Below are 23,490 nucleotides of genomic sequence, written 5' to 3'. Positions count from 1 at the left end.
AACAGTTCTAAGTTCTATGTTCTACGTTCTACGTGAATGCATGGCCCTCTGGGGCGCTACAAAACGCTATACCCTCAGGCACTACACGGAATGAGGCTCGCGGTCGCGACGCTGTCAGCGCCGTTAACGTAGAACCTAGAACGTAGAACATAGAACGCTTTACGCAGTAAATAGGACTTCCACCTTCTCCAGCCGGGCATCCTTCAGGGCTTCGGCGGGCACGTCCAGGATGGCGGAGGCGAACTCGACGGGCTTACCGCGCCCGACCACCATCTCCAGGGCGTTCCCTTCCGCCTTCAGTTCCACCAGCTCGTGACGCAGGTCGAACTCGATCACCTTCCCCTTCTTCTCGCGCCGAAGCGGCACGGACTCCAGGGCAAGGAACGCGGCTACCTTCTCCGGAAGCGATACGGCCAGCTCATCGGGGAGGGTGACGCGGTAGCGCACCTTGTCCATGATGACGGAAAGTGCCGGGGCTCGCAGCGGGATCTCGCTCGACTCCAGCACCCGAACCCCTTCGGGAAGGGTCGCGTTCAGTGCTTCTTTCAGCTCGTCCGCCGTGTAGCCAGTGTTAACCTCGAAGTCCATGTACTCCGCGTAGGACTCGATGCCGACCGACAGCGCAGTGGCAAAGGAAAACTTCGGGTGCGGATGGAACCCTTGGGAGTAGCGGATCGGGATGCCGGAGCGGCCGACCGCCCTGGTGAAGAGGGTCAGCATCTCGAGATGGCTCAGGAAACGCATACGCCCCACCTTCTCGAAGCGGATACGGATCCTGGTCCCCTCTTCGGTCTGCTCCTGCTGCGCGGCTTCGCTGGCATAGGTGCCGAAGGGGACGGGATCGTTCAGTCTCAGCTTCACTTCCTTGAAGTCGCAGACGCCGCACCCGGTGCAGCGGTCGAAACGGCAGTCGGGCGTCGCCGCCCCGACAAGCGCCGCCTCGCGCTCCTTCAGGTGGAATTCCTTGGTCACGCCGCAGTCGATGTGATCCCAGGGGAGCACCTCGTCGACTTCGCGCCGCCTGAGATAAAAGGAGGGGTCGATCCCGCAATTCTCGAAGGCCTGCGCCCACTTGCTGCGGTCGAAATGCTCCCACCAGCCGTCGAAGCGGCACCCGAGCCGGTGCGCCTCGATGAGAAGGCGCGACAGGCGCCGGTCGCCGCGGGCGAAGACTCCTTCCATGCCGGAGAGGGAGGCGTCCTGCCACTTCATGATCAGCTTTTTTTTCTTGAGGGCGTCGCGCAGGTGGCGCTGCTTCTCGACGATCTCCGCCTCGGTGATCTGCGGCTCCCACTGGAACGGGGTGTGCGGCTTAGGTACGAAGCTCGATACCGACACGTTGACGTCGCCGCCGTTGCCGGCGAACTTCCCCTGGCGCTTCACCTCGCGGGAGAGTTCCACGATGCCGTCCACGTCCTCCATGGTCTCGGTCGGTAGGCCGATCATGAAGTAGAGCTTGATCAGGCGCCAGCCGTTGCTGTACACGGAGCGGGCGTTATCGAGGAGCGCCTCCTCGGTGATCCCCTTGTTGATGACGCTGCGCAGGCGCTCGCTCCCAGCCTCGGGGGCGAGGGTGAAGCCGGTCTTGCGCACGCGGCGGATCTCCTCGGCCATCTCGTCGCTCAGGCTCCCGACGCGCATGGAAGGGAGGGAGACCGCCTTTTTCTTCGCGGAGTAGCGGTCCATGAGCCCCTTCAAAAGCGGCGTGAGGCAGCCGTAGTCGCCGGTGGAGAGGGAGAGGAGGGAGATCTCGTCGTACCCCGTGTTCTCGAGCGCCTCCTCCATGATCTCGAAGACACGCTCGGGGCTGCGCTCGCGCACGGGACGGTAGATGTAGCCTGCCTGGCAGAAGCGGCACCCCCTGGTGCAGCCGCGGGATATCTCGACGCTCACCCGGTCGTGCACCGTCTTAAGGAACGGAACGATGGGAGAGGTCGGGTAGTAGGCGGTTTCCAGATCGGCGACGAAGCGACGGCGCACGCTGCGGTAGTTCTCATGCACGGGGGTGATGCGCTCGACCCGGCCGTCCGGGAAGTAGCTCACCTCGAAGAAGGAGGGGACGTACACTCCTTCTATCCGCGCCAGCCGCTCGAGGAGCTCTCCTTTCGAGAGCCCTTCTTCCTTGGCGGTCCGGACGCACGCGGCCAGTTCGATCACTGCCTCCTCGCCGTCACCGATCAGGAAGGCGTCGAAGAAGTCGGCAAGGGGCTCGGAGTTGTAGGCGCAGGGGCCGCCCCCGATGACGAGCGGATATCCGTCCGGTCGCTCGGCAGCCAAAAGCGGGATCCCGGAGAGGTCCATCATGTTCAGAATGTTGGTGTAGGAAAGCTCGTACTGCAGGGTGAAGCCGAGGATATCAACCTTTGCCAGCGGGGTGCCGGCTTCCAGGGTCGCCAGAGATTTTCCCTCGGCGCGCAGCGACGCTTCCAGATCAGGCCACGGGGCGTAGGCGCGCTCGGGCATGATCCACGCCTGCTCTTTCAGCACGCCGTAGAGCACCTGCAACCCGAGATGGCTCATCCCTATTTCATATACGTCCGGAAAGGCAAGGACGAAGCGGAGCGCCCCTTCCCGGTCGGCAACGGTTCCCATCTCGCCGCCCATGTAACGGGCCGGCTTTTCTACTGACAAAAGTATGTTATTGCTCAAAAATCCCCCAGATAGCTCGGTCAAGCCATGACCGGCCATAATAACAAACTATCCTGATACCTGGCAAGGCAAATACCCGCCGCTGGACGGTCTGCAGGGGAAGCGTATACCCCATTTGGGGTATCGACTGGAGCATATGGGGTGAGGTTTGCATGAGGCAGCCCCCCTCCCCCCACCGCCTACCGCGGTTTATTAAGTGTTTACGGTTATAATGAGACGCTGGCACGCTACCTGCTAATATCCGAAATACCAACCCATTTCAGTAAAGGAGATTTACCCATGAAAAAGATCATTTCCTCCGTAGTTGCTGCTCTCGTTGCTGTTGCTTTCGCTGGTGTTGTTTTCGCTGCTGACGCTGCTCCGGCTGCTCCGGCTGCTCCGGAAGCAAAAAAAGAAGAAAAAGCTCCGGCTAAGAAAGCTGCTCCGAAGAAGAAAAAAGCTGCTAAGAAAGCTAAGAAAGCCGAGAAGAAAGACGAGAAAGCTCCGGCTGCTGAAGCTGCTCCGGCTGCAAAGTAATTTCCCCGTAACGGGTAATTGCGAAAGGCCGCATCTCACGATGCGGCCTTTTTTTATTCCCGAAAGCAGACACAAAAAAAAGATCCAGGGCATCTGCCTTGGATCTTTTTTACCTTTATGTCTTTGCAGCCTATTCTTTCTGCCAGGCGTAGCCGGGGTCCAGGTAGGGATCGTAGAAGCCCGGGTAGGCAAGGAAGAAGGTAGCGGTCTCGCCCACCCCCGCCACGGTGCGCACCAGCGTCATGCCGACCCCCTTCAAGGGCCCAACGGTGACACACTTGGCGGCTCCGTCGTTCCGGCAAGTCAGATAGATCTGCTTGGGAAACTCGAACCATCCGGTCGCTACGTTGGCGACGCCGCGGACCAGCTTGTTGGCCATGCCGTCCACAACCTCCTGCGGTGAAGCTGACTCGAGGTCACGGCCTTCAGCTTGCGCCTTCCCTCCCGTTGCCAAGGCAAAGGCAAGCGCCAGCATGGCGACAAAGACAAACCGCTTGTACATCATCTATTCTCCCTTGGCCTCGACCGGCTGGGCCTCGCTCTGCCCTCTCGGTTCAACGCGTTTTTCCTCCCACCCCTCCCAGACGAACTCCGGGGTGATCATGGGATCGTAATAACCTGGCTGGGGCACCGCAAAGAAGACGGTTTCCGTCAGACCGGTAAGCAGTCGGTAGAAAGCCATCCCCACACCCTTAAGCGGCCCCACCGCGTAGCCGATGGCCCCACGGTCGCGCACCGTCAGGTAGGACTGCTTGGGAATTTCCACGATGGAGGTGGCCGTGTTCGTCACGCCGCGCACCAGCTTGAAAGCCATCTTCTCGGCGATCGCCTCCGGCTGCTGTCCCTCCAGGGCGAAAGACGAGGTGGCAAAAACCATGAGCAGCAACAGGGAAAACAAAGTCGCCTTGGTGCGCATTTTGACTCCTTTTGAGCTACATGTCGGTAAATGCACTGTTCTTTTAGCATAGATGTCTCTCATTGGCAAGACGACACTGTTTCTGCCTTTCTTTCACGCATAAAAGAAAAGGGCGCGGTCCTCTCGAACCGCACCCTCGTCACTTTGTTACTGTTTTATCCGAGTTACTTGTTGCCGTGCTTCTTGGCGAGATACTCGGCAACGCCGGCGGTGGAAGCCTTCATGGAATCCTCGCCTTCCTGCCAGTTGGCCGGGCAGACTTCGCCGCCGTGGGTCTCGACGAACTGAAGCGCATCCAGCATCCTTAAGGCCTCACCGACGCTGCGGCCAAGCGGCAGATCGTTGATGACGGTGTGGCGAACAACACCCTTGGTGTCGATCAGGAAGAGCCCGCGCAGTGCCACCGACTCGTTGAGCAGGATCCCGTAGGCCTTGGCGATGGACTTGTCGAGGTCCTCGACCAGCGGGTACTGGACGTTGCCGATACCGCCGTTCTCGACCGAGGTGTTCTTCCAGGCCAGGTGCGTGAACCTTGAGTCGACGGAAACACCGATCACCTCGCAGTTCTTCTCCTTGAACTCTGCAACCCTCTTGTTGAACGCGAGGATCTCGGAGGGGCAGACGAAGGTGAAGTCGAGCGGGTAGAAAAAGAGCACGACGTATTTGCCGCGGTATTTGGACAGAGTGAGCTCTGCGAAGGAGTTGTCGGGCATTACCGCCTGCGCCGTGAAATCGGGGGCTTCCTTAGTAACCAAGGTAGTGAGACTCATAAGTGCTGTTCTCCTTTCAGCTGATTGGGATTTCTAATGGAGGCAACTGTACCAGCCTCCTAATCCTCTGTCAATCAAAAAAGATCAAAAGCGTCCTATTTGTCCTTTTAACCTGTCGCGCCGTCCGATTCCCTCCTACCCTGCACGCCTAGCGTTCGATGATTTCGCCGCGAATGCTGATGGTTACCTCGCGGAAGGGGATCTCCATCCCGGAGGCGGCCAGGGCTTGACGTGCCGCCATCACGATGCCGCCGCAGCAGGGGACCTCCATCCTGAGCACGGTGATACCCGTGATGCCGGAGACCCGGAACAGCTCGGTGAGCTTTTGCAGGTAGGCGTTGTTGTCGTCCAGCTTCGGACAGCCGACCACCACCGCCTTTCCGGCGAGGAAGTCTTGATGATAGTTCGCGTAGGCGAAGGGGACGCAGTCAGCCGTGATGAGCAGTTCGGCACCCTTGAAGTACGGTGCCGTCACGGGCACCAGGTGCAACTGAACCGGCCACTGTGCGAGCTGGCTCTGCACCGCGCCTGCGGGCTGAGCAGGCGCCGCCTGGGCCGGGGCGAAGCTCTGGACGCGCGAACCGGGGCAACCGCCGTGACCGTGACCGTGACCGTGACCGTGGGCGTGGGCGGGTGTGGGTGTGGGTGCGCCCTGGGCATGCAGGTGTTTTTCAACGGCGACCTCGTCGAATTCGTCGGCGTCGCGCTCGATGATGGTGATGGCATCCTGCGGGCACTCACCCAGGCACGCGCCCAGCCCGTCGCACAGGTTGTCCGCGGCGATCTGTGCCTTGCCGTTGACTATTTTAATCGCCCCTTCGGCACAGGACGGAACGCAGAGCCCGCAGCCGTCACATTTTTCCTGGTCGATATTTACGATTTTCCTGATCATCTGCACCCCCCCTAAACAAGTTCTATGTTCTACGTTAAAAAACTGAAAACTCACAACTCTTTTGCCTGCCACCATTTTCCTAAACATCCGGTTCTAACGTAGAACGTAGAACGTAGAACGTAGAACGCGGAACGTAGAACGTCCGTTAAAAAAAGTAGTGCCAGAGGAGGTCAAGCCTGCCGCGCAGCATGAGGTGCTTGCCGGAATAGGCCATAACCTCGCGGATCTTCGCACGCTGGAGCTTGCCGTAGCAGTGCACGTGGCAGTTCTTGCAGGTCGGTTTAGGGTCGAGCGGACACTTCTCCCGCTTCAGCTTCGCGTAATCGAGAAGCCCCTTGCATTCCTCACAGAGCACGCCCTTCGGGCTCTTGTGCTTGCTGCGGCAGTAAAAACCGATGAAGGTGTCCAGGACCCTGATGTCCTTTTCCTGTTTCTCTTTCTTTTCCATGCTGGCAACCATAACAGAAGAAATCCCACATCTTCATGACTTAAGTCAATAAAATCAAGTACGCACCCTTTGCCTTTGCACGTAAACTGTGCTATTTTCCCGCGAATGAACACTAACATGGAAAAAGTCATCATCCCGCGGGCGGAACACTCCATCTCACGCGCACTGCTCAGCCCGAACGGCGTGAAGGTACTGTACAAACTCAGGGAGCACGGTTTCATCGCCTACCTCGTCGGCGGCGGAGTCCGCGACCTGCTCCTTGGGCGCGAGCCCAAAGACTTCGACGTCGTCACCGACGCCACTCCCAATCAGCTCAAGAAGCTGTTCCGCAATTGTCGCCTGATCGGCCGCCGCTTCCGCCTGGCCCACGTCCACTTCCACGATGAAATCATAGAGGTCGCCACCTTCCGCTCCACGGTCGATGCGGCTGAGGCCGCCATCGAGGAGGCCGCCGATGCGCCGCCGGAAGAGCCGACCGAGGCCGTTTCCGAGGCGGAGCAACTCGAAGACGAGCGCGGCAGGAGAAGGCGCAGGCAGCATCATGGGCCTCCCATCCTGAAAAGCGAGGACGGCATGGTCCTCAGGGACAACGTCTTCGGCACTCCCGAGGAGGACGCCATTCGGCGCGATTTCACGGTGAACGCGCTTTTCTACAACATCTCCGACTTCTCCATCATCGACCACGTGGGCGGCATGGAGGACCTGAAAAACGGCCTCATCCGCACCATCGGCGATCCCTTGGTCCGCTTCACCGAGGACCCGGTGCGCATGATCCGCGCGATCCGTTTTGCCTCCATGCTCGGCTTCAACATCGAGCCCCGTACCGAGGCAGCCATCGAGGCGCTCTGCGGCACCATCAACAAGGCAACGCCCCCGCGCCTCTACGAGGAGGTGTTGAAGCTGCTCCTCATGGGAGCCGGGGAGCGCACCTACCAGATGATGCGTCACAACGGCCTGTTCGAGCCGCTCTTCCCGCACTTTGACGCCTGGCTCTCCCGCGAATCGGACGGGTACCCGCACGTTCGCGTGAGCAAGGCGCTGGAATGGGTCGACGACCAGTTGGGCCAAGGGGTGCCGGTGTCGGCGCCGCTCCTCATCGCCCTCATGTTCGGCGAATACCTGGAGGAGAAGGTCGCCGCGTTTCGTGAGGCGGGGCTGCCGCCTCAGCAGGCGACCGACGCGGCGGTGGCTGCCTTTGCCGGAGAGCTTTCGCCAACCGTGGCGGTTCCGAACCGGGCGCTCGTAACGGTGCGGGACATCCTCAACCTGCAGCAGCGTTTCCACAAGACACCAGGGAGAAATGGCCGCGGCGTGATCGCGCGCCCCTCGTTCGGCGACGCACTGCAGTACCTGCGCTTCACGGAGCGACTCACACCTCCCAAGCGCTCGCTCGCGGAGTGGTGGGAGCGCTACGTTGCGCAGCAGCTCGAGGCCCAGGGAGCGCCTGTCGAAGCCGCCGGAAGCGAAGCGGCCGTTGAGGCCCCGAAGAAGAAGCGCAGACGGAGAAAGCGGCGCAAGAAACCGGGGCCGATGCCGGAATAACGTCTCATCTTTACCCGCTTCCCCCTCCCCGACCCTCCCCCTCCGGGGAGGGAGCAAGCAGCAGACACATAAAACAAAAAGCCCCTCTCCCGCAACGGGACGAGGGGCTTTTTGTTGTCAACCGTCAATTGTCCATCGTCAATCGCCTAGGTGATTTCCGCCACCTCAAGCCGCTTGATCTTGTCCCTTAACTCGGCCGCCCGCTCGAACTCCTGCGCCTTCGCCGCCGCGAGCATCTCTTTTCTCAGCCGCTTCAGTGTCTTTTCAAGCTCTTTGGGACTCAGGAATTCCTCCGCCTTGACCGGCACGGTGACCCAGTCCTTCTCCTCGGGCGCCTGCAGCGCGTTGCCGATCACCCGTTTCACGCTCTCAGGCGTGATGCCGTGCTCGGCGTTGTAGGCCTGCTGCAGCTCGCGGCGCCTCAGCGTCTCGTCGATCGCCTCGCGCATGGAGCCGGTCACCTTGTCGGCGTACATGAGCACCCGCCCGAAGACGTTGCGCGCCGCACGACCGCAGGTCTGGATCAGCGAGCGCGTCGAACGCAGGAAGCCCTCCTTGTCGGCGTCCAGAATCGCTACCAGCGAGACCTCGGGAAGGTCGAGACCCTCGCGGAGCAGGTTGATGCCGACCAGCACGTCGAACTCGCCCAGACGCAGGTCGCGCAGGATCTCCATGCGCTGGAAGGTGTCGATGTCCGAGTGCAGGTAGCGCACCCGGATGCCGAGCTCGCGGTAGTAATCGGTGAGTTCCTCGGCCATCCTCTTCGTGAGCGTCGTAACGAGGATGCGCTCGCCCCGCTCGACCGTGACACGCACCTCGTGCAGCAGGTCGTCCACCTGCCCCGCCGCCGGGCGCACCTCGATGATCGGGTCGATGAGCCCGGTGGGACGGATGAGCTGCTCGACCACCACGCCACCCGACATCTTCAGCTCGTAATCCGCCGGTGTCGCCGAGACGTAGATCACCTGGTTCAACTTCTTCGTGAATTCCTGGAAGGTGAGCGGCCGGTTGTCCAGCGCCGAGGGGAGCCGGAAACCGAAGTTCACCAGGGTCTCCTTCCGGCTGCGGTCGCCGCGGTACATCCCCCCCACCTGGGAGACCGTGATGTGCGACTCGTCGACCACCAGCAGGAAGTCGTCCGGGAAGTAGTCGATCAAGGTGTACGGAGGATCTCCCGCGTTTCTGCCGTCGAAGTGGCGCGAGTAGTTCTCGATCCCCTGGCAAAAGCCCATCTGCTCCATCATCTCGATGTCGAAGAAGGTGCGTTGCTCGATGCGCTGCGCCTCCAGGAGCATGTTCTGCTCCTTGAAGTGACGGATGCGCTCCTCCACTTCGAGCCTGATCTGCTCCACGGCCCGCTCCAGGGTCTGGCGCGTCGCCACGTAGTGCGAGGCGGGGTAGATGGCGAAGCGGGCGAGCTTCTGCAGCTGCACGCCGCGCAATGGGTCGATCTCGGAGATGGCGTCGATGGTGTCGCCCCAGAACTCGACGCGGATGGCGCGCTCGTCGTCGTGCGCCGGGAAAATCTCGACGGTGTCGCCGCGCACCCGGAAGCTGCCGCGGTGAAAGTCGATGTCGTTTCTCTCGTACTGGATCTCGACCAGGCGTTTCAGGAGGTCGTCGCGCCCGAGCTCGTCCCCCTCGCGCAGGCGGATCTGCATCTGCTGGTACGACTCGGGAGAGCCGATGCCGTAGATGCACGAGACCGAGGCGACGATGATGGTGTCGCGCCGGGTCAGCAGGCTCCTGGTGGCGGCGTGGCGAAACTTGTCGATCTCGTCGTTGATCGATGAGTCCTTCTCGATGAAGGTGTCGGAGGCGGGGATGTAGGCTTCCGGCTGGTAGTAATCGTAGTAGGAGACGAAGTACTCGACCGCGTTGTTGGGGAAGAGCTCCTTGAACTCGCCGTAAAGCTGGGCGGCCAGGGTCTTGTTGGGGGCAAGCACGAGGGCGGGTCGGTTGCACCGGGCGATCACCTGCGCCATGGTGAAGGTCTTGCCGGAGCCGGTCACCCCGAGCAGGACCTGGTGCCGGTCGCCGCGCAGTATCCCTTCCGAGAGCTCGTCGATGGCGCGCGGCTGGTCGCCTCGCGCCTGGAATTCCGTTACCAGTTCGAATTTTTCCATGGCGACGATACTAACAGGAGGGGGTGCGCCTTGGCAACAGGGGATCAGGCCGCGGCGCAGCCTCGAGAGGGGGGAAGCTGGTTCACGCTCAGCCAGTAGTTCATCACATGCTTCATGTTGTCGCAGAACTGGCCGTAATCCACCGGCTTCCTGATGTAGCTGTTGGCGCCCAGTCGGTAGCTGTCGAGGATGTCCTGTTCCTCGGTGGAGGAGGTGAACACGATGACGGGGATGGAGCGGGTGCGGGACTCCTCCCGCATGCGCCGGAGCACCTCCAGGCCGTTCACCTTGGGAAGCTTCAGGTCGAGCAGCACGAGGATGGGTACCGGGACCTCGCGCCGGCCGGGGCCTTGCCCCCCGCCGAACAGGTGCTCCAGCGCCTCGGCGCCGTCGCGCGCCACCACGATGCCGTACGGCATGTGCTTTCTGATCGCCCTCAGGGTCAGGGCCTCATCGTCCGGGTTGTCCTCGACCAGCAGGATGGTCTTGTTCACCGTAGTTCTCCTTTGTAGTAGAGATGGCGACTGCAGCTGTATAACAATTCCTACAGCATGATGCAATAATTTTAATAATTTTCCTCTAAATAGACCTTTAATCCAAATGTTGCTTTTTCCGACGGCCATGTGCGATACTGCACGCGTTTAGGGAACTCACAAAGGGAGGGTCACATGTTCGGATTCGGAATGCCGGAGCTCATCATAATTCTCGTCATCGTACTCGTGGTGTTCGGCGCAGGCCGGCTTCCCGAGATCGGCGGCGCGCTAGGCAAAAGCATCAGGAACTTCAAGAAGGCCTCCAGCGGCAAGGATGAAATCGAGATTAAAGCAACCCGCCCGGATGACGATAAGAAAGGGAGCTAGCTCCAGCTCATTAGTTTTCGCCCCGTCGAAACAGAGGTCCCCGCTGAAGCTTGTGGGGACCTCTTTGTTTTCAGGCTGCCGGTAAAGACGCCGCACGGGACACCGAGGGGATCATGAAAAAGAAGGATTCGCACGCGTCCCAGGGCGCCGGCCAGATCGTCGAGCTTCTCGTCAGCACCGGCGTGATAACCCGGGACCAGCTCCTCTACGCCCAGCGCGTGCACGGCAAGTTGCAGTCCGCGAAGACGCTCATCGATGTCCTCCAGGAACTCGAGTTTCTGAAACGCGAGGACGTGGCGCGCATTCTGCGCGAGCACAGCCTCTCGGTAAGGATCGGCGACCTCCTGGTGGAGCTCGGCTACCTGAAACAGAGTGAGCTCCTTACCGCCCTGAACCTGCAGAAGCAGGAAGGGGCGCCGCGCAAGATGCTGGGCGACATCATCATCGAGAAAGGGTTCATCGAGGAGCGCAAGCTGGTCGAGGTGCTCTCGTTTCAGCTAGGCTTTCCGGTCGCCGAGCTCGAGTTCCGCAAGCTGGACCGCAAGCTCTTCGCGAAAGCCCCCTTCGAGGTGTTCCGTGACGAGCTGTTCGTACCGTACGCCACCGACGACGAGGGTGCCGTCCTGGTCGCCTTCGCCAACCCGCTGGAGACCTACTCGCGGCTGAGCGCAGAGCGCATCTTCGGCAGGACGGTGAAACCCGCGATAGCCACACGGAGCGCTATACTCACCGCGGTCGCCTCCGCGCAGAAGTCGGCGGGGAGCGAAAGCGCCGCCCCCGACGAGAGCACCGTCGTCGGCATGATCAACAAGCTTTTTGACGACGCCATGACCCTCGGCGCCAGCGACATCCACATAGAGCCGCTCAGGGATCGGCTCCGTATCCGGATGCGCCACGACGGCGTCATGATGCCGCACCTAGAGCTTCCCCTGGAGCTCGCGCCGCAGATCTCCTCCAGGATCAAGGTCATGTCACAGGCGGACATCGCCGAGAAAAGGCGCCACCAGGACGGCCGCACCCTCTATGAAAGCAGGCAGCACGGCTTCAACCTCGACATGAGGGTCTCTTTCTACATCACCCTCTTCGGCGAAAAGATCGTCCTGCGCCTGCTCAACAAGAAAGAGGCCATCCTCGCCATCTCCGACATCGGGATGGCGCCGCGTATGCTCAAACAGTTCGTGGACGACGCCCTGGAAACCCCCTCCGGGGTCATGATCATCACCGGCCCCACCGGCAGCGGCAAGACATCGACCCTCTACGGGTGCGTAAGCCACCTGAACAACATCAACACCAGCATCATCACCGCCGAGGACCCGGTCGAGTTCGTCATCGAGGGGGTGTCGCAGTGCTCGATCAACCAGAAGATCGGCGTCACCTTCGAGGAGACCCTGCGCCACATGGTGCGCCAGGACCCGGACGTCATCGTGCTCGGCGAGATCCGCGACACCTTCTCCGCCGAGACCGCGATCCAGGCGGCGCTCACCGGGCACAAGGTGCTCACCACCTTCCACACCGAGGACAGTATCGGCGGCCTTTTGCGGCTGATGAACATGCAGATCGAGTCCTTTTTGATATCATCCACCGTGGTCTGCGTGGTGGCGCAGCGGTTGCTTCGCCTGGTCTGCAACGACTGCGCTGAGGTCTACGTCCCCACACCGGCCGAGTACGGCAGGATGGGGTACTCCGCGAAGGACCTGGCCGGCTCCACCTTCCGCACCGGGCGCGGCTGCCCCCAGTGCCGCTTTACCGGGTTCCGGGGCAGGACCGCCGTCTTCGAGCTTTTGATCATGAACGAGCCTGTGAAGGAGGCCATCCTGCAGAGCAAGTCTTCGGCGGAGATCCGGCGGCTCAGCATCGAGACCTCCGGGATGGTTACCCTGTTCGAGGACGGGCTGGTGAAGGCCGCCGACGGGAAGATCTCGATCCAGGAAGTACTGCGTGACCTGCCGCGCATGGGGACGCCCCGCCCTCTGCGTGAATTGAAGCGCATCCTGGGGAGCTGACGGAAAGCAGCAAGGAGATACTGCGAAATGAACGAACAGGCCTCTATCGTAGAGGTGATCAAGGAACGGCTCGCCGCCGGCACGCTCAGCGTCCCGGTCTTTCATGCCGTGGCGGTGAAGCTGCAACAGGCGCTGGCCAGACCCGACTACGACATAAAGGAGGTGCACCAGCTCCTCAATGCCGACCCGGGGGTCGCCACCCGCGTGCTGAGGGCCGCCAACTCCTCCTTCTATTCCGGGCTCAGCAAGGTGAGCACCATCCGGGAGGCCATCATACGGCTGGGCTCGAAGGAGGTCGCGAACCTCGCCATGGTCACCACGCAGCGCGACCTGTACAAGTCCGACGACATCAGGTTCAACGCGATCATGCAGACTCTCTGGAAGCACGCGTTCTGCTGCGCCGTGGGAAGCCGCTGGCTGGCGCAAAAGGTCGGGTTCGGCGCGCAGGCCCAGGAGGCTTTCCTGGGCGGGCTCCTGCACGACCTGGGTAAGCTGTTCCTTTTGAAGTGTCTGGAGGAAGTGTCGCGCGAGGAGAGCTTCAAGGGAGGGGTGATTCAACCGGTGCTCAGGGAGGTCCTGGCCACCCTGCACGTGGAGCAGGGGCACCAGTTGATGGTGCAGTGGCAACTGCCGCAGATCTACTGCGACATAGTCGCCGGGCACCAGCAGGAGCGCTGGGACCAGGCGAACGTGCTGCTCGCCATGGTGCGGCTCTCGAATCTCACCTGCAGAAAAATCGGCGTGGGCCTCAACAGAGACCCGTCCGTGCTCCTGTTCGCCTCGAGTGAGGCCCAGGTGCTGGGGCTTAAGGAAACGGCCCTCGCCGAGTTGGAAATCATCATCGAGGATAACGCCAAGACCCCGGTGCTATCCTCCTGACGGCAGTCGCAGCGGTCAGTGCAGCCAGCGCTTGAGCTGTTCGGCATCGAGCGGTTTGGGCAGCACCGCCACCACGCCCAGGTTGCGGCATTGCTCCAGGTCCTCCGGGTCCTCGGACGAAGAGAGGGCGAAGACCTTCAGCTTCCTGGTGCGCTCGTTACTGCGCAGCTTCTGCAGCACCCCCACACCGTCTATCTTTGGCAGTTTCATGTCCAGAAGCACGAAATGGGGGTGGTGCCCACCGCCGACCTCCCCGCCCAAGAGCATCCCCAAAGCTTCCGCACCGTCGCGCGCGACCGCAACATTGCTGTAGCCCGCCTTTCTCAAGGCCCGCAAGGCGAGTTCTTCGCAATTGCTGTTATCTTCGACCAACAAAATCTCAGCGTCTTGCATAGCGCCTCCACAAACTGCGTTCCGGGGGCCGGTCAGACCGGCATACTGGGATTCTCGGTTTAAAATTTGGCAGTAATTATTAAGCACATTCAAACCTTGCATGAATTGATATCCACCCGAGCTGGACCTGGCGTGGTCCTCATAGCGATGACACAGGCACCGAGGCTGCCTCGTGATTTTACTCATACCATTGAAATGTCGCTGTTATTTATAGGGAAACGGCCAGTAACGGAAGTTGTGAGTATCGCTATGACATTGTACCGCCGCCCCTGTGAGCTGCAAATTATTTTATAACATACATTAAGCTACACACAAGCATTCTTTTTTCAAGCTGTAAGACAAAAAATGCGCCGCCCGGCCAATCACGCCGGTGCGGCGCCTTTTCCCCGCGTACCGTCATACCGCTAACCTTCCACGGGTGCCCCCCGCGAAGGCCGGTGCCCTTCCCGCTTGCTCTTCTGGAACGACATGGCGATCTCGTGCTGCTGCTCCTTGCCCAGAGCCTTTCTTGCCATCTTGAAGATTTCGCGCTCTTCTTCCTGCATGTGGTGCTCGACGATCTCACCAAGCACTTTGAGCTTCGCCACCCAGCGCTCGTCATCCACCGCCAGCGACTTAAAGGTGCCGAGCATGGTCTTGGCAACCTGGTGCTCTTCGTAGGACTGCAGGACGTGGTCGCGCATCTCTTCGTCCTGCTCGAGGGCACTGTAGAAGAAGCGCTCTTCCCCCTCCATGTGCAGTTCCAGCTCTTCCTCTATCTGGGCGAAGAGCTTCTGCAGCGAGGCGATCTCTTTTTTCCCCGCCTTCTGCGCCTTATCGAAGAGATAACGCGCCTTTTCGTGATCCTGTTTCAGCACGTCGAAGATGGTCATCTCCGCTTTGCCGTGCGACTCGCTCGTATTCTGGCCCGTTGGCATCTCGTCTCCTCCTGCGCCGTTATCGGCAGGTGGAGGCGGCTTGCGCCGCCTCCACGGTCGAGCTTACGCCATTCCCCTCGGTTTAGGTTTGTCGGAGGAAGCAAAATCCGCCTTCGCCTCACCTTCGGACCCGATGTCCTGCGCTCCGGTCTCCCTCAGGATCTCCATGGCGCGCTTTTTCCAGTCCGCGTTATCGCAGTGAACCGATAGGAGGATACCTCCTTCCTTCACCCTCCCTTCATAACGCTTCGCCTCGTACTCGGGAATCCCCATGCCTACCAGGGCGCCGGCGATCCCGCCGATCACCCCGCCCGCACCGAGCCCCGCCAGGGCGGCCACGATGGGGCCTGCCGCGATGAACGGGCCCACACCGGGGATGGCGAGGGCACCGATACCCGAGAGCCAGCCGAGGGCGCCGCCGATCACCGCACCGGTCCCGGCGCCGGTAGCTGAGCCTTCAGGCACCTTGGTGTGCTTTTCGTGGGCGAAGTCCTTGGTGCCTACGTTCTCGGAGAACAGCACCGAGATGTCCGTGTTGCGAAAGTCCGCGGCACGCAGAGAGTCGACGGCGTGCTCGACGCTCTCGCGGCTGCGGTAGATCCCGAAAACTGCGGTGTTCTTTGCCATGACAGCCTCCTTTTCCTTTCTACAGGTTTGCGGTGCCCACTACTTCTTCTTCGGAGGCTCGGGCACCTTGGCTCCCTTCTCGCGCGCCTCCGAAAGACCGATGGCAACGGCCTGCTTGCGGTCGGTCACCTTCTTGCCGCTGCCACCGCTCTTTAATTCCCCTTTCTTGAACTTGTCCATAACCTCGTGCACCGTTTCCTGCGCCTTTTTTCCGTACTTGGCCATGGCCGATGCCTCCCTTTTCCTCACCTGATCCTGCCGCTAGATTCGACCCATCAGCATCAGGATCAGCAGGATCAACAGGATGAGCCCCAGCCCGCCACTGGGATAGTAGCCCCACGCGGAACTGTACGGCCAAGTGGGGAGCGAACCGAGCAACAACAGGATCAGGATGATCAGCAGTATCAACCTCATAGCGTCCTCCTTTTGCGTCTGGTTGTTTTGCCGCCGCCGGAAGTCAGCGCTTTCTCCCCAGTGCCGTCACCTCCTTCTCGAAGGTGGGGAGTATCGCCTTGAAGAACGCGTTCCGCACCAGTTCCACGACGACCTGCCAGGTATTGGTTTTCGGACTTTGCAGCGGGCCTGAGATATCGGCCTTCGTCGCGACCTGGTCGCGCTGCTTGTTTTCCAGGAGCTTGGCGATCCCTCCCACCAGCATCTCGTAGACCTGATGGAAGAACCCCTTGTTCTTGTCCTGGCGCCGGTCGTAGACCTTCATGTCCTTAAAAAACGGCTTGATATAGCCGTTGACACGGTTGTTCTTCAGGTGGAGCTCGGTCACCAGGGAGAAGGTTCCAGCGGTTACGTCGAAATCGCCGTAGGTGCGGAGCAGGTCGTTCAGCGACACGAGCTGCGTCCCGGTGATCTTTACGTAGAGGTCGAGGTCGGGCCCCTTGTCCTCCGGGCGGAAGGCGGCGGTCGCCTCGGTAACGCCGCTCCCCATGAAACGGCCGGAAAGCTTAGCCCGGGCTGGTCCCTTTGAGAACTGGTTCGAGAAGTTGTCCAGGTAGAGGTTGGCATCGGAAAGAAAGAGCCGGACCTTTTTGCCGCCGTAATCGTTCAGAAAGCCGATGTTCGCATCGGTCAGGCTGAAGTGCTCCACGGTGAGGATCAGGTTCGGCTTGTTGCTCACCTCCTTGGCCGCCTTCTTGACCTTCTCCGCGCGCCTTTTCTCTGCCCGCGCCGTCTCCGGTGCATGGATGTAATCGAGGCGCACCCCATGGATGGTGAGCTTTTTGAGCCGCGCCGTCTGGACCTTGCGCCCGTATTCCACGTTACCGTCCGCACTCAGCACCCCACCTTCGATCTTCATGTTCGTGCGGGCGAGCATCGGCGCGAAATAGCCGAGCGGAACCTTGGCGAGCTCGATGGCCGCCTTCACCGCCGGGGTCGGCTCGGCAAGGAAGTTCGCCCGGCCGTCCACGGTGCCGTGACCGCTGCCGAAGATGTCCGTCTCCAGGTGGAAATTGGATGGGTAGACCTTGTCCGGGAGGTGGATGTTGCGGATGTTGTCCGCCTCCAGCGACAGGTTGGTCAGCTTGAGAGGACGCTTGTCGTCCGCGTCGATATATGTGATGCCGGCGTTGGTGATCTTCAAGAGGTTGATCTTCAACGGATAGATCGCCTCGAAGGCCTGCTGCCACCCCTTCTGCTTCATGGGGACCTTGCTGGCCGCCTCGGTACGGAGCTGGTTCAGGTTGACGTGGATCTTCGGCGCATCGAGCCTCATGTCTCCGACGAGCTTTCCGGAGAGGATCTCGCGCCACTGCACACTGGCTCGCAGATACGGGAACTCGGCCACCGGAGGCTGTGGGTGCGCCTGCTGGGATATGGTGAGACCTTTAAGCGTGATGGAGAGACCTATGAGACTGAAGTGCAGCTTTGGGAGACGAACCGAATACCCCTTGAGGCTCTGGTTCATCCTTTTTTCCGTGGTGCGCCTTAGCGGTTCGTCGATGAAAAAACTGGCGATGAACACGAGGAGGACCAGGGCGATCAGCACCCCGACCACCCAGAGCAGCACCTTCGGCACGGCACCCCCGCGGGTTCGCCCCCGCGACTCTTTGTCTTCAACCATAATGATCTCCGCAAGTTACCGCTGCGCGCGCCTCGCATGATGAAAACACGCTAATAAATGTATGCACCGGCGTTGTTTTGTCAATCGCCGGAAGCTGTTTCGCGCAAGGCGACCAGGGGGGCCCGCTCCCCCCTGCGCTTTGATGTCGGGCGGAGCCATAACACGCTGCGTTGCTTGGGAATGGGGCGAGCAGGCTCAGACATGGTAGAATTCGTGCTGTGCCGGGGTGCGCTGAACCGGCAAGAACGGCGCCCGGTTTCGGTGCCTAGAGGAGGTGGATATGAGAGCGATGTGGTCAGGTTCCATCAGTTTCGGGCTGGTCAACATCCCGGTCAAGCTTTACAGCGGGTCGCAGAGTAACTCGCTCGACCTGGACATGCTGCGGAAGAGCGACCTCTGCCCGATCAAGTACCTGCGGGTCTGCAAGTTCGACAACAAGGAAGTCCCTTACGAGGAGATCGTGAAGGGGTATGAGTACAGCGACGGCGAGTACATCGTGCTCACCGACAAGGACTTCGAGAACGCGAGCCTTGAGAAGACTCATCTCATCGACATCGTCGACTTCATCGAGGAGAAGGAGATCGACACGCGATACTTCGAGAAGCCCTATTATCTGGAGCCCGACAAGAGCGGGCCGAAGGCGTACGCGCTTTTACGCGAGGCGCTGAAGCGTTCCGGCAAAGTGGGCGTTGCCTATTACGTGTTGAGAAACCGCGGCAGTCTGGGCATCGTGCGCCCGCTCGGGAATCTGCTGGTGCTGAACCAGATAAGGTACGCAGCGGAGGTGCGCGACGCCGCTGAGTTGAAGCTTCCCGGCGACGAGCACGTGAAGGAGCAGGAAGTGGCGCTTGCGCTCACCCTGATCGACCAGTTGACGGCGAAGTTCGACCCGGGGAAATACAAGGATCAGTATATCGATGACCTGAAGCGGATGATCGAGGAAAAGGCTCAGGGACGGCAACCGGTCGCGGCGAAGGTACCGCCCCCGCCCAAGGTGGCGGACATGATGGCGCTTTTGAAGGAAAGCCTGAAGCAAAAGCGCAAGGAAGCCGCGTAGCCAGCGGCCGGAAGCTCCAGCCCCTTCCCCCTTCCCCTTTCCCCGCCCCTCCCCCTCCGGGGGAGGGGGCCACGCAGCCCAAGCAACCGCCCCCCTCGCCTCACAAAGCCTCACAAAGCCTCACAAAGCCTCACAAAGCCTCACATGAGTCCCATGAGTCCCATCACCCCCATTCTTCCAATTACTCCCATCAGCCTGCCCCCAAATCCCCCCTGCCCTGTTGCAAACCCGCCCCGACCTGTTAGCTTTCTCTAATTGTTTTTTTGGGCCCTACCTTAATAAGAAACAAACCCAGCAGCTTCCAAGGAGGAATCAGCATGGAACAAAGCGAAAGTGAGCGCAGCGAATCCAGACCGTGGCAAAGGCCGCGGAAGATGAACGTCGGTCCCGCGGAGCGGAAAGCGTCCCTGGCCGGAGGTGCGGCACTGGCCCTTTCTGGGCTCAGGAATCTTAGCCGGAGAAACTACGCCTCCGGTCTCGCCATGATCGCAGCAGGGGGGATGTTCCTCTACCGGGGACAGACCGGCTACTGCGGGCTGTACGACGCGATGGGGGTGGACACGATGCACACGCAACCGGGCGGGCTCAGGATAGAGAAGGCGGTGACCATCGGCCTGCCGCCGAACGAGGTCTACGAATTCTGGCGCAACCTCGAAAACCTGCCCCGCTTCATGAAACACCTGGAGTCGGTGGAGGTCACCGGCCCGCGCACCTCGCACTGGAAGGCGATGGGCCCCGGTGGGATCAGCGCGGAATGGGATGCCGAGATGATGGAGGACACCCCGGGACAGCAGATCAGCTGGCACTCGGTGGGCGAGGCGGACATCCCCAACAAGGGGAGCGTCGAGTTCAAGGAGGCGCCGGGCAACCGCGGCACCGAGGTGAGGGTCACCATCGACTACTATCCTCCCGGCGGCGCCGCAGGGAAGGCCGCAGCCAGGATCGCACACGGCGTCAACGCCCAGCAGTTGGAAGAGGACCTGAAGCGGCTCAAGCAGATCCTCGAGGTGGGCGAGGAAACCACGGCGCAGCGCACCGCCGACTAAACACGGCTCCCCGGCTTGCGGGGAAAGGAGGAGATATGAGGGCAGTTTGCTGGCACGGCAGGCACGACGTGCGGGTGGACGAGGTCGCCGACCCGCAGATCTTGAGCAAAAACGACGCGATCGTGAAGGTGGCGCTCACCTGCATCTGCGGCTCCGACCTGCACCTTTATAACGGCTACGTTCCAACCATGCAGAAGGGGGACATCCTCGGCCACGAGTTCGTCGGGGAGATCGTCGAGGTGGGGAGCGGCGTCACCCGCTTCCATGTCGGCGACCGCGTCATCGTCCCGTTTCCCATCTCATGCGGCGCCTGCTGGTATTGCAAGCACGAGCTGTGGGCCCTTTGCGACAACAGTAACCCGAACGCCTGGATGCTCGAGCATATGTACGGCGACACCGGCGGCGGCATCTTCGGCTACTCCCACCTCTACGGCGGGTTCGCGGGTGGACAGGCCGAGTACGTGCGCGTCCCGTTCGCCGACGTGGGGCTCGAGAGGATCCCGAGCGGCGTCCCCTACGAGCACGTGGTGCTCCTGACCGACATCCTCCCGACCGGCTACCAGGCCGCCGACTACTGCAACATCAACCCCGGCGACACCGTCGCCGTCTGGGGATGCGGCCCGGTCGGCCTCATGGCGATGATGTCGGCGCGGCACCTGGGCGCGGAGCGCGTGATAGGCATCGACCGTTTTCCGGACCGGCTGCAGGCGGCGCGTGCCCAGTGCCAGGCGGAGGTCCTCAACTACGAGGATGTAGACGTCGCCGAGGCGCTGCAGAACATGACCGGCGGGCGCGGCCCCGACTCCTGCATCGACGCCGTCGGCCTGGAGGCGGTGGGAACCAGCTTCGAGGGGGTCTACGACTCTGTGAAACAGGCCCTCAGACTGGAGACGGACCGGGCCTCGGCGCTGCGCCAGCTCGCGAAGGCCTGCCGCAAGGGCGGCACCCTCTCCATCGTCGGCGTGTACGCCGGCTTCATTGACAAATTCCCGATGGGCGCGCTCTTCGCCAAGGGACTCACCCTGCGCTGCGGGCAGGCACACGTGCACAAATACCTGCCGCACTTGGTGAAGCTGGTCGCGGAGCAGCAGTTGAACCCGTCGTCGATCATCACGCACCGGCTCCCGCTGCAGGAGGCCCCAACGGGATACAAGATGTTCATGAACAAACAGGACGCCTGCATCAAGATCGTCCTCGACCCGCACGCAGGCGCAACGGCTACGGAGCAGGCGCCGCAAGGCGAAGGTGCATGAAAAAGGTAGCCGTCCAACTAACAGGAGGTGACCGATGACCCCGCAGGAGGAAAAACCATTCCCGCGCCAGCGCCAGGAGCAGCCTGGGATCGAAGCAGAGATGACGCCGAAGCCGAAAAGCGGCGAGTTCGAATACAGGGGAGCCGAGAAGCTGAAGGGGAAGGTCGCCCTGATCACCGGCGGCGACAGCGGCATCGGCCGCGCCGTCGCCATCGCCTTCGCCCGCGAGGGGGCGAGTGTCGCTTTCGCCTATCTCGAGGAGGACCAGGATGCGAAGGAGACTCGCGACATAGTGGAACGCGAGGGGGTGCGCTGTCTCGCCTTCCGCGGCGACGTTGGGCAGGAAGCGTTTTGCGCCGACATCGTGGGGAAGACCGTGGCGGCATTCGGCAGGCTCGACATCGTCGTCAACAACGCGGCCGAGCAGCACTACCGCGAGGAGCTGGAGCAAATCTCGGAGGAACAGCTCGAGCGCACCTTCCGCACCAACATCTTCTCCTATTTCTTCCTTACCAAAGCGGCCCTGAAACACCTGCAGGAGGGAGCCCGCATCATCAACACCACCTCGGTGACCGCCTTTAAGGGGAGCCCGATGCTGCTCGACTACTCCTCCACGAAGGGGGCTATCGTCGCCTTCACCCGCTCCCTCGCCCTCTCGCTCGCCGAGAGGGGAATCCTGGTGAACGCGGTCGCTCCCGGCCCGATCTGGACCCCACTCATCCCAGGGACCTTCCCCGAGGAGAAGACCGAGAAGTTCGGCACCGAGGTGCCGCTAAAACGTGCCGGTCAGCCGGTTGAAGTGGCGCACAGCTACGTCTTCCTCGCCTCCGAGGGAGGATCCTACATGACCGGCCAGGTGCTGCACCCAAACGGCGGCACCATTGTCGGCGGGTAAGGGGAGAATCCGGCGCACCGCGCCGCTACCACAAGGAGTGCGACAATGTTCTCTATGCGCGCCTACTTCAAGCTCGGGGACACCAGCTACAAGGACCTGGCGAAACGGGTCTTCCGCAAGTTCAGCGATGAGGACTGCCCCGAACATGCGGCGGCCATGGCCTACTACTTCCTCTTCGCGTCGTTTCCCTTCCTGCTCTTTCTGACCACCCTGATCGGCTACCTCCCCATCCCGAACCTCATGGAATACGCCCTCTCATATGCGGCCAAGCTCCTCCCAGGGCAGGCGTTCTCGCTGCTGGAAGACAACATCCGATCCCTGTTCATGAGCAAGAAGCAGGGGCTGCTGTCAATCGGTATCCTCCTAGCGCTCTGGGCTTCTTCCAACGCCATCGTCTCGGTGATGGACGCCATGAACAACCTATACGACGTGAAGGAGGGACGTCCTTTCTGGAAGGTCCGCCTGATCGCCATCGCTCTCGTGATAGGGCTCTCCCTGATCTTCCTGAGCTCGATGACGCTACTCATGTTCGGCTTCAAGATAGGTGAGTTCATTGCTGGATTTACCGGAATGGGGACCCCCTTCAAGGTCGCGTGGGGCATCGGCCTGGTCCCGGTGACCCTGTTCCTGTTGATGCTTGCCCTGGCCGTCATCTACTACTTCACCCCCGACGTGGAGCACACATGGAAGTGGATCAGCCCCGGCGCCGTCGTCGCCATCCCCTGCTGGCTCGCCATGTCAATCGCTTTCTCGTTCTACATCAACAACTTCGGTTCCTACGACAAGACCTACGGCTCCATAGGCGCGGTCATCGTGCTCCTGCTCTGGCTTTACCTGAGTGGACTGATCATCCTCATCGGGGCGGTAATAAACGCCGTGATCGAGCACAGTTCGGAGGAGGGGAAGGAGCCGGGTGAAAAGGTGGAAGGGGAGCACGCCGCCGAACGCGGCACGCATTCCAAGGCGGAGTCGCAGCAAAAGGCTAAGGAAGAGGCGGCAAGGTCGTAGCAGGAGCATGAAGTGAACGAAGCGAGTTCGTACGGAATCCGGATTCAGCGTGAAACGTGACGCCTCGGATGAAAGGGTCTACTCCTCCCCCCCGGAGGGGGGAGGTTGGGAGGGGGAAACGGTTTGATGAAGAGGAAGGGATGCAGCACTTCTACTTGATCTGGCCGCGGATCTCGCCCAGCGGGTAGGTCTCCGTAGGCACGTCGACATACGCCTCACCCGCCTCGATGATCCGGACCAGGTCCTCCACGGTTTTCCCCTCCAGTTCCCCAAGAAGGCTCTCGTTGGTGATGAGTCCCTCGTCCAGTATCCCCTTGAAGGCCCCCATCTTGGTCGGGCCGCCGAACAGACCGACCAGAGGCGACCCGTTTTGGCCCGGTTTGCCGCGGTGGATGTGCGCCGCGGTGGGACTCGTGATCCTGCTCACGTTAAGCTCATAGCTCATCTCGCCATCTTTGTAGATCATCTTCAAGTCCCCCCGGGCCGGGGTCTTCACGCTCGGGACCTCCTGCTTCCCGGAAAGCGTCGCCCGAAAGATCTTCTGTTCCGCGCCGGCCGGTGGGACCTGCGCAAGGGTCAGCATGCAAGCAAGTGAAAGCAGTAGTCTTTTCATGTC

25 protein-coding genes are annotated in these 23,490 nt (G+C 61.1%); 10 read left to right on the top strand and 15 right to left on the bottom strand.

What is annotated here, in order from left to right:
• Positions 1–159: 159 nt before the first annotated feature.
• A complete protein-coding gene (locus tag E4633_RS04760) occupies positions 160–2,649 on the bottom strand; it encodes a TIGR03960 family B12-binding radical SAM protein (protein ID WP_135869098.1) in 2,490 nt (829 codons plus the stop codon).
• Between the two features lie 279 nt (positions 2,650–2,928).
• On the opposite strand from E4633_RS04760, the gene E4633_RS04755 reads away from it, so the two are divergent.
• Positions 2,929–3,165, top strand: coding sequence for a hypothetical protein (locus E4633_RS04755; RefSeq protein ID WP_135869097.1), 237 nt, complete (start codon positions 2,929–2,931; stop codon positions 3,163–3,165).
• Between the two features lie 130 nt (positions 3,166–3,295).
• Here the strand turns inward: E4633_RS04755 and E4633_RS04750 are convergent, their stop codons facing one another.
• The 5 genes from E4633_RS04750 to E4633_RS04730 form a co-directional block, all read right to left on the bottom strand.
• Positions 3,296–3,667, bottom strand: coding sequence for an exosortase system-associated protein, TIGR04073 family (locus E4633_RS04750; protein WP_135869096.1), 372 nt, complete (start codon positions 3,665–3,667; stop codon positions 3,296–3,298).
• A gap of 3 nt (positions 3,668–3,670) precedes the next feature.
• Entirely contained in the window at positions 3,671–4,081 is a 411-nt protein-coding gene (locus tag E4633_RS04745; protein WP_135869095.1) for an exosortase system-associated protein, TIGR04073 family, read from the bottom strand.
• 164 nt (positions 4,082–4,245) lie between these two features.
• Complete coding sequence (locus tag E4633_RS04740; RefSeq protein WP_129124971.1) at positions 4,246–4,851, bottom strand: peroxiredoxin; 606 nt, start codon at positions 4,849–4,851, stop codon at positions 4,246–4,248.
• 148 nt (positions 4,852–4,999) lie between these two features.
• Positions 5,000–5,743 (bottom strand): ATP-binding protein, encoded by a 744-nt coding sequence (locus E4633_RS04735; RefSeq protein ID WP_135869094.1) that lies wholly within the window; start codon positions 5,741–5,743, stop codon positions 5,000–5,002.
• A gap of 145 nt (positions 5,744–5,888) precedes the next feature.
• Positions 5,889–6,191 (bottom strand): nitrous oxide-stimulated promoter family protein, encoded by a 303-nt coding sequence (locus E4633_RS04730; protein WP_246037908.1) that lies wholly within the window; start codon positions 6,189–6,191, stop codon positions 5,889–5,891.
• Between the two features lie 105 nt (positions 6,192–6,296).
• On the opposite strand from E4633_RS04730, the gene pcnB reads away from it, so the two are divergent.
• Positions 6,297–7,733, top strand: a complete 1,437-nt coding sequence (pcnB, locus tag E4633_RS04725) for a polynucleotide adenylyltransferase PcnB (protein ID WP_135869092.1) — start codon at positions 6,297–6,299, stop codon at positions 7,731–7,733.
• Positions 7,734–7,879: 146 nt separating this feature from the next.
• Here pcnB and uvrB read toward each other — a convergent pair whose 3' ends face one another.
• Both uvrB and E4633_RS04715 read right to left on the bottom strand, forming a co-directional pair.
• Positions 7,880–9,859, bottom strand: coding sequence for an excinuclease ABC subunit UvrB (uvrB, locus tag E4633_RS04720; protein ID WP_135869091.1), 1,980 nt, complete (start codon positions 9,857–9,859; stop codon positions 7,880–7,882).
• Between the two features lie 44 nt (positions 9,860–9,903).
• Positions 9,904–10,353 (bottom strand): response regulator, encoded by a 450-nt coding sequence (locus tag E4633_RS04715; RefSeq protein WP_135869090.1) that lies wholly within the window; start codon positions 10,351–10,353, stop codon positions 9,904–9,906.
• Positions 10,354–10,527: 174 nt separating this feature from the next.
• On the opposite strand from E4633_RS04715, the gene E4633_RS04710 reads away from it, so the two are divergent.
• The 3 genes from E4633_RS04710 (at position 10,528) to E4633_RS04700 (ending at position 13,601) form a co-directional block, all read left to right on the top strand.
• The gene (locus tag E4633_RS04710) at positions 10,528–10,719 is read left to right on the top strand and encodes a twin-arginine translocase TatA/TatE family subunit (RefSeq protein WP_135869089.1); all 192 of its coding nucleotides are present in this window, start codon (positions 10,528–10,530) and stop codon (positions 10,717–10,719) included.
• A gap of 113 nt (positions 10,720–10,832) precedes the next feature.
• Positions 10,833–12,722: a GspE/PulE family protein gene (locus E4633_RS04705; RefSeq protein WP_135869088.1), complete on the top strand. Its 1,890-nt coding sequence runs from the start codon at positions 10,833–10,835 to the stop codon at positions 12,720–12,722.
• A gap of 27 nt (positions 12,723–12,749) precedes the next feature.
• On the top strand, positions 12,750–13,601 hold the full coding sequence (locus tag E4633_RS04700) for an HDOD domain-containing protein (RefSeq protein ID WP_135869087.1): 852 nt from the start codon (positions 12,750–12,752) through the stop codon (positions 13,599–13,601).
• A 15-nt stretch (positions 13,602–13,616) separates the two neighbouring features.
• Here E4633_RS04700 and E4633_RS04695 read toward each other — a convergent pair whose 3' ends face one another.
• The 6 genes from E4633_RS04695 to E4633_RS04670 form a co-directional block, all read right to left on the bottom strand.
• Positions 13,617–13,994 (bottom strand): response regulator, encoded by a 378-nt coding sequence (locus E4633_RS04695; protein ID WP_135869086.1) that lies wholly within the window; start codon positions 13,992–13,994, stop codon positions 13,617–13,619.
• 404 nt (positions 13,995–14,398) lie between these two features.
• On the bottom strand, positions 14,399–14,911 hold the full coding sequence (locus E4633_RS04690) for a hemerythrin domain-containing protein (RefSeq protein ID WP_135869085.1): 513 nt from the start codon (positions 14,909–14,911) through the stop codon (positions 14,399–14,401).
• A 63-nt stretch (positions 14,912–14,974) separates the two neighbouring features.
• The gene (locus tag E4633_RS04685; protein WP_135869084.1) at positions 14,975–15,538 is read right to left on the bottom strand and encodes a quinol:electron acceptor oxidoreductase subunit ActD; all 564 of its coding nucleotides are present in this window, start codon (positions 15,536–15,538) and stop codon (positions 14,975–14,977) included.
• 39 nt (positions 15,539–15,577) lie between these two features.
• A complete protein-coding gene (locus E4633_RS04680) occupies positions 15,578–15,763 on the bottom strand; it encodes a DUF6496 domain-containing protein (RefSeq protein ID WP_129124983.1) in 186 nt (61 codons plus the stop codon).
• 36 nt (positions 15,764–15,799) lie between these two features.
• A complete protein-coding gene (locus E4633_RS04675; protein ID WP_135869083.1) occupies positions 15,800–15,952 on the bottom strand; it encodes a DUF3309 family protein in 153 nt (50 codons plus the stop codon).
• Positions 15,953–15,995: 43 nt separating this feature from the next.
• Entirely contained in the window at positions 15,996–17,615 is a 1,620-nt protein-coding gene (locus E4633_RS04670; RefSeq protein ID WP_135869082.1) for a DUF748 domain-containing protein, read from the bottom strand.
• A gap of 280 nt (positions 17,616–17,895) precedes the next feature.
• On the opposite strand from E4633_RS04670, the gene ku reads away from it, so the two are divergent.
• The 5 genes from ku to E4633_RS04645 all read left to right on the top strand — a co-directional run bounded on the left by ku (position 17,896) and on the right by E4633_RS04645 (position 22,874).
• Positions 17,896–18,672 (top strand): non-homologous end joining protein Ku, encoded by a 777-nt coding sequence (gene ku, locus E4633_RS04665; protein ID WP_135869081.1) that lies wholly within the window; start codon positions 17,896–17,898, stop codon positions 18,670–18,672.
• Between the two features lie 317 nt (positions 18,673–18,989).
• Positions 18,990–19,718: an SRPBCC family protein gene (locus E4633_RS04660; RefSeq protein WP_135869080.1), complete on the top strand. Its 729-nt coding sequence runs from the start codon at positions 18,990–18,992 to the stop codon at positions 19,716–19,718.
• A 35-nt stretch (positions 19,719–19,753) separates the two neighbouring features.
• Entirely contained in the window at positions 19,754–20,971 is a 1,218-nt protein-coding gene (locus tag E4633_RS04655) for a zinc-dependent alcohol dehydrogenase (protein WP_135869079.1), read from the top strand.
• A 34-nt stretch (positions 20,972–21,005) separates the two neighbouring features.
• Positions 21,006–21,866: an SDR family oxidoreductase gene (locus tag E4633_RS04650; protein WP_135869078.1), complete on the top strand. Its 861-nt coding sequence runs from the start codon at positions 21,006–21,008 to the stop codon at positions 21,864–21,866.
• 45 nt (positions 21,867–21,911) lie between these two features.
• The gene (locus E4633_RS04645) at positions 21,912–22,874 is read left to right on the top strand and encodes a YihY/virulence factor BrkB family protein (protein ID WP_135869077.1); all 963 of its coding nucleotides are present in this window, start codon (positions 21,912–21,914) and stop codon (positions 22,872–22,874) included.
• 151 nt (positions 22,875–23,025) lie between these two features.
• Here E4633_RS04645 and E4633_RS04640 read toward each other — a convergent pair whose 3' ends face one another.
• A complete protein-coding gene (locus E4633_RS04640) occupies positions 23,026–23,487 on the bottom strand; it encodes a CHRD domain-containing protein (RefSeq protein ID WP_246037906.1) in 462 nt (153 codons plus the stop codon).
• Between the last annotated feature and the right edge of the window lie 3 nt (positions 23,488–23,490).

This window comes from Geomonas terrae, assembly GCF_004791675.1.
Classification (GTDB): Bacteria; Desulfobacterota; Desulfuromonadia; order Geobacterales; family Geobacteraceae; genus Geomonas; species Geomonas edaphica.
This window is presented reverse-complemented; position numbering and strand designations above follow the sequence as displayed.

Bases quoted from the DNA above. Each gene is read 5' to 3' on its own strand.
- E4633_RS04640 (WP_246037906.1), bottom strand. From the start codon at position 23,487: ATGAAAAGACTACTGCTTTCACTTGCTTGCATGCTGACCCTTGCGCAG.
- E4633_RS04690 (WP_135869085.1), bottom strand. From the start codon at position 14,911: ATGCCAACGGGCCAGAATACGAGCGAGTCGCACGGCAAAGCGGAGATG.
- ku (WP_135869081.1), top strand. From the start codon at position 17,896: ATGAGAGCGATGTGGTCAGGTTCCATCAGTTTCGGGCTGGTCAACATC.
- uvrB (WP_135869091.1), bottom strand. From the start codon at position 9,859: ATGGAAAAATTCGAACTGGTAACGGAATTCCAGGCGCGAGGCGACCAG.
- E4633_RS04750 (WP_135869096.1), bottom strand. From the start codon at position 3,667: ATGTACAAGCGGTTTGTCTTTGTCGCCATGCTGGCGCTTGCCTTTGCC.
- E4633_RS04735 (WP_135869094.1), bottom strand. From the start codon at position 5,743: ATGATCAGGAAAATCGTAAATATCGACCAGGAAAAATGTGACGGCTGC.
- E4633_RS04695 (WP_135869086.1), bottom strand. From the start codon at position 13,994: ATGCAAGACGCTGAGATTTTGTTGGTCGAAGATAACAGCAATTGCGAA.
- E4633_RS04685 (WP_135869084.1), bottom strand. From the start codon at position 15,538: ATGGCAAAGAACACCGCAGTTTTCGGGATCTACCGCAGCCGCGAGAGC.
- E4633_RS04745 (WP_135869095.1), bottom strand. From the start codon at position 4,081: ATGCGCACCAAGGCGACTTTGTTTTCCCTGTTGCTGCTCATGGTTTTT.
- E4633_RS04700 (WP_135869087.1), top strand. From the start codon at position 12,750: ATGAACGAACAGGCCTCTATCGTAGAGGTGATCAAGGAACGGCTCGCC.
- E4633_RS04660 (WP_135869080.1), top strand. From the start codon at position 18,990: ATGGAACAAAGCGAAAGTGAGCGCAGCGAATCCAGACCGTGGCAAAGG.
- E4633_RS04645 (WP_135869077.1), top strand. From the start codon at position 21,912: ATGTTCTCTATGCGCGCCTACTTCAAGCTCGGGGACACCAGCTACAAG.
- E4633_RS04740 (WP_129124971.1), bottom strand. From the start codon at position 4,851: ATGAGTCTCACTACCTTGGTTACTAAGGAAGCCCCCGATTTCACGGCG.
- E4633_RS04705 (WP_135869088.1), top strand. From the start codon at position 10,833: ATGAAAAAGAAGGATTCGCACGCGTCCCAGGGCGCCGGCCAGATCGTC.
- E4633_RS04730 (WP_246037908.1), bottom strand. From the start codon at position 6,191: ATGGAAAAGAAAGAGAAACAGGAAAAGGACATCAGGGTCCTGGACACC.
- E4633_RS04680 (WP_129124983.1), bottom strand. From the start codon at position 15,763: ATGGCCAAGTACGGAAAAAAGGCGCAGGAAACGGTGCACGAGGTTATG.
- E4633_RS04675 (WP_135869083.1), bottom strand. From the start codon at position 15,952: ATGAGGTTGATACTGCTGATCATCCTGATCCTGTTGTTGCTCGGTTCG.
- E4633_RS04710 (WP_135869089.1), top strand. From the start codon at position 10,528: ATGTTCGGATTCGGAATGCCGGAGCTCATCATAATTCTCGTCATCGTA.
- E4633_RS04650 (WP_135869078.1), top strand. From the start codon at position 21,006: ATGACCCCGCAGGAGGAAAAACCATTCCCGCGCCAGCGCCAGGAGCAG.
- E4633_RS04670 (WP_135869082.1), bottom strand. From the start codon at position 17,615: ATGGTTGAAGACAAAGAGTCGCGGGGGCGAACCCGCGGGGGTGCCGTG.
- E4633_RS04755 (WP_135869097.1), top strand. From the start codon at position 2,929: ATGAAAAAGATCATTTCCTCCGTAGTTGCTGCTCTCGTTGCTGTTGCT.
- pcnB (WP_135869092.1), top strand. From the start codon at position 6,297: ATGAACACTAACATGGAAAAAGTCATCATCCCGCGGGCGGAACACTCC.
- E4633_RS04655 (WP_135869079.1), top strand. From the start codon at position 19,754: ATGAGGGCAGTTTGCTGGCACGGCAGGCACGACGTGCGGGTGGACGAG.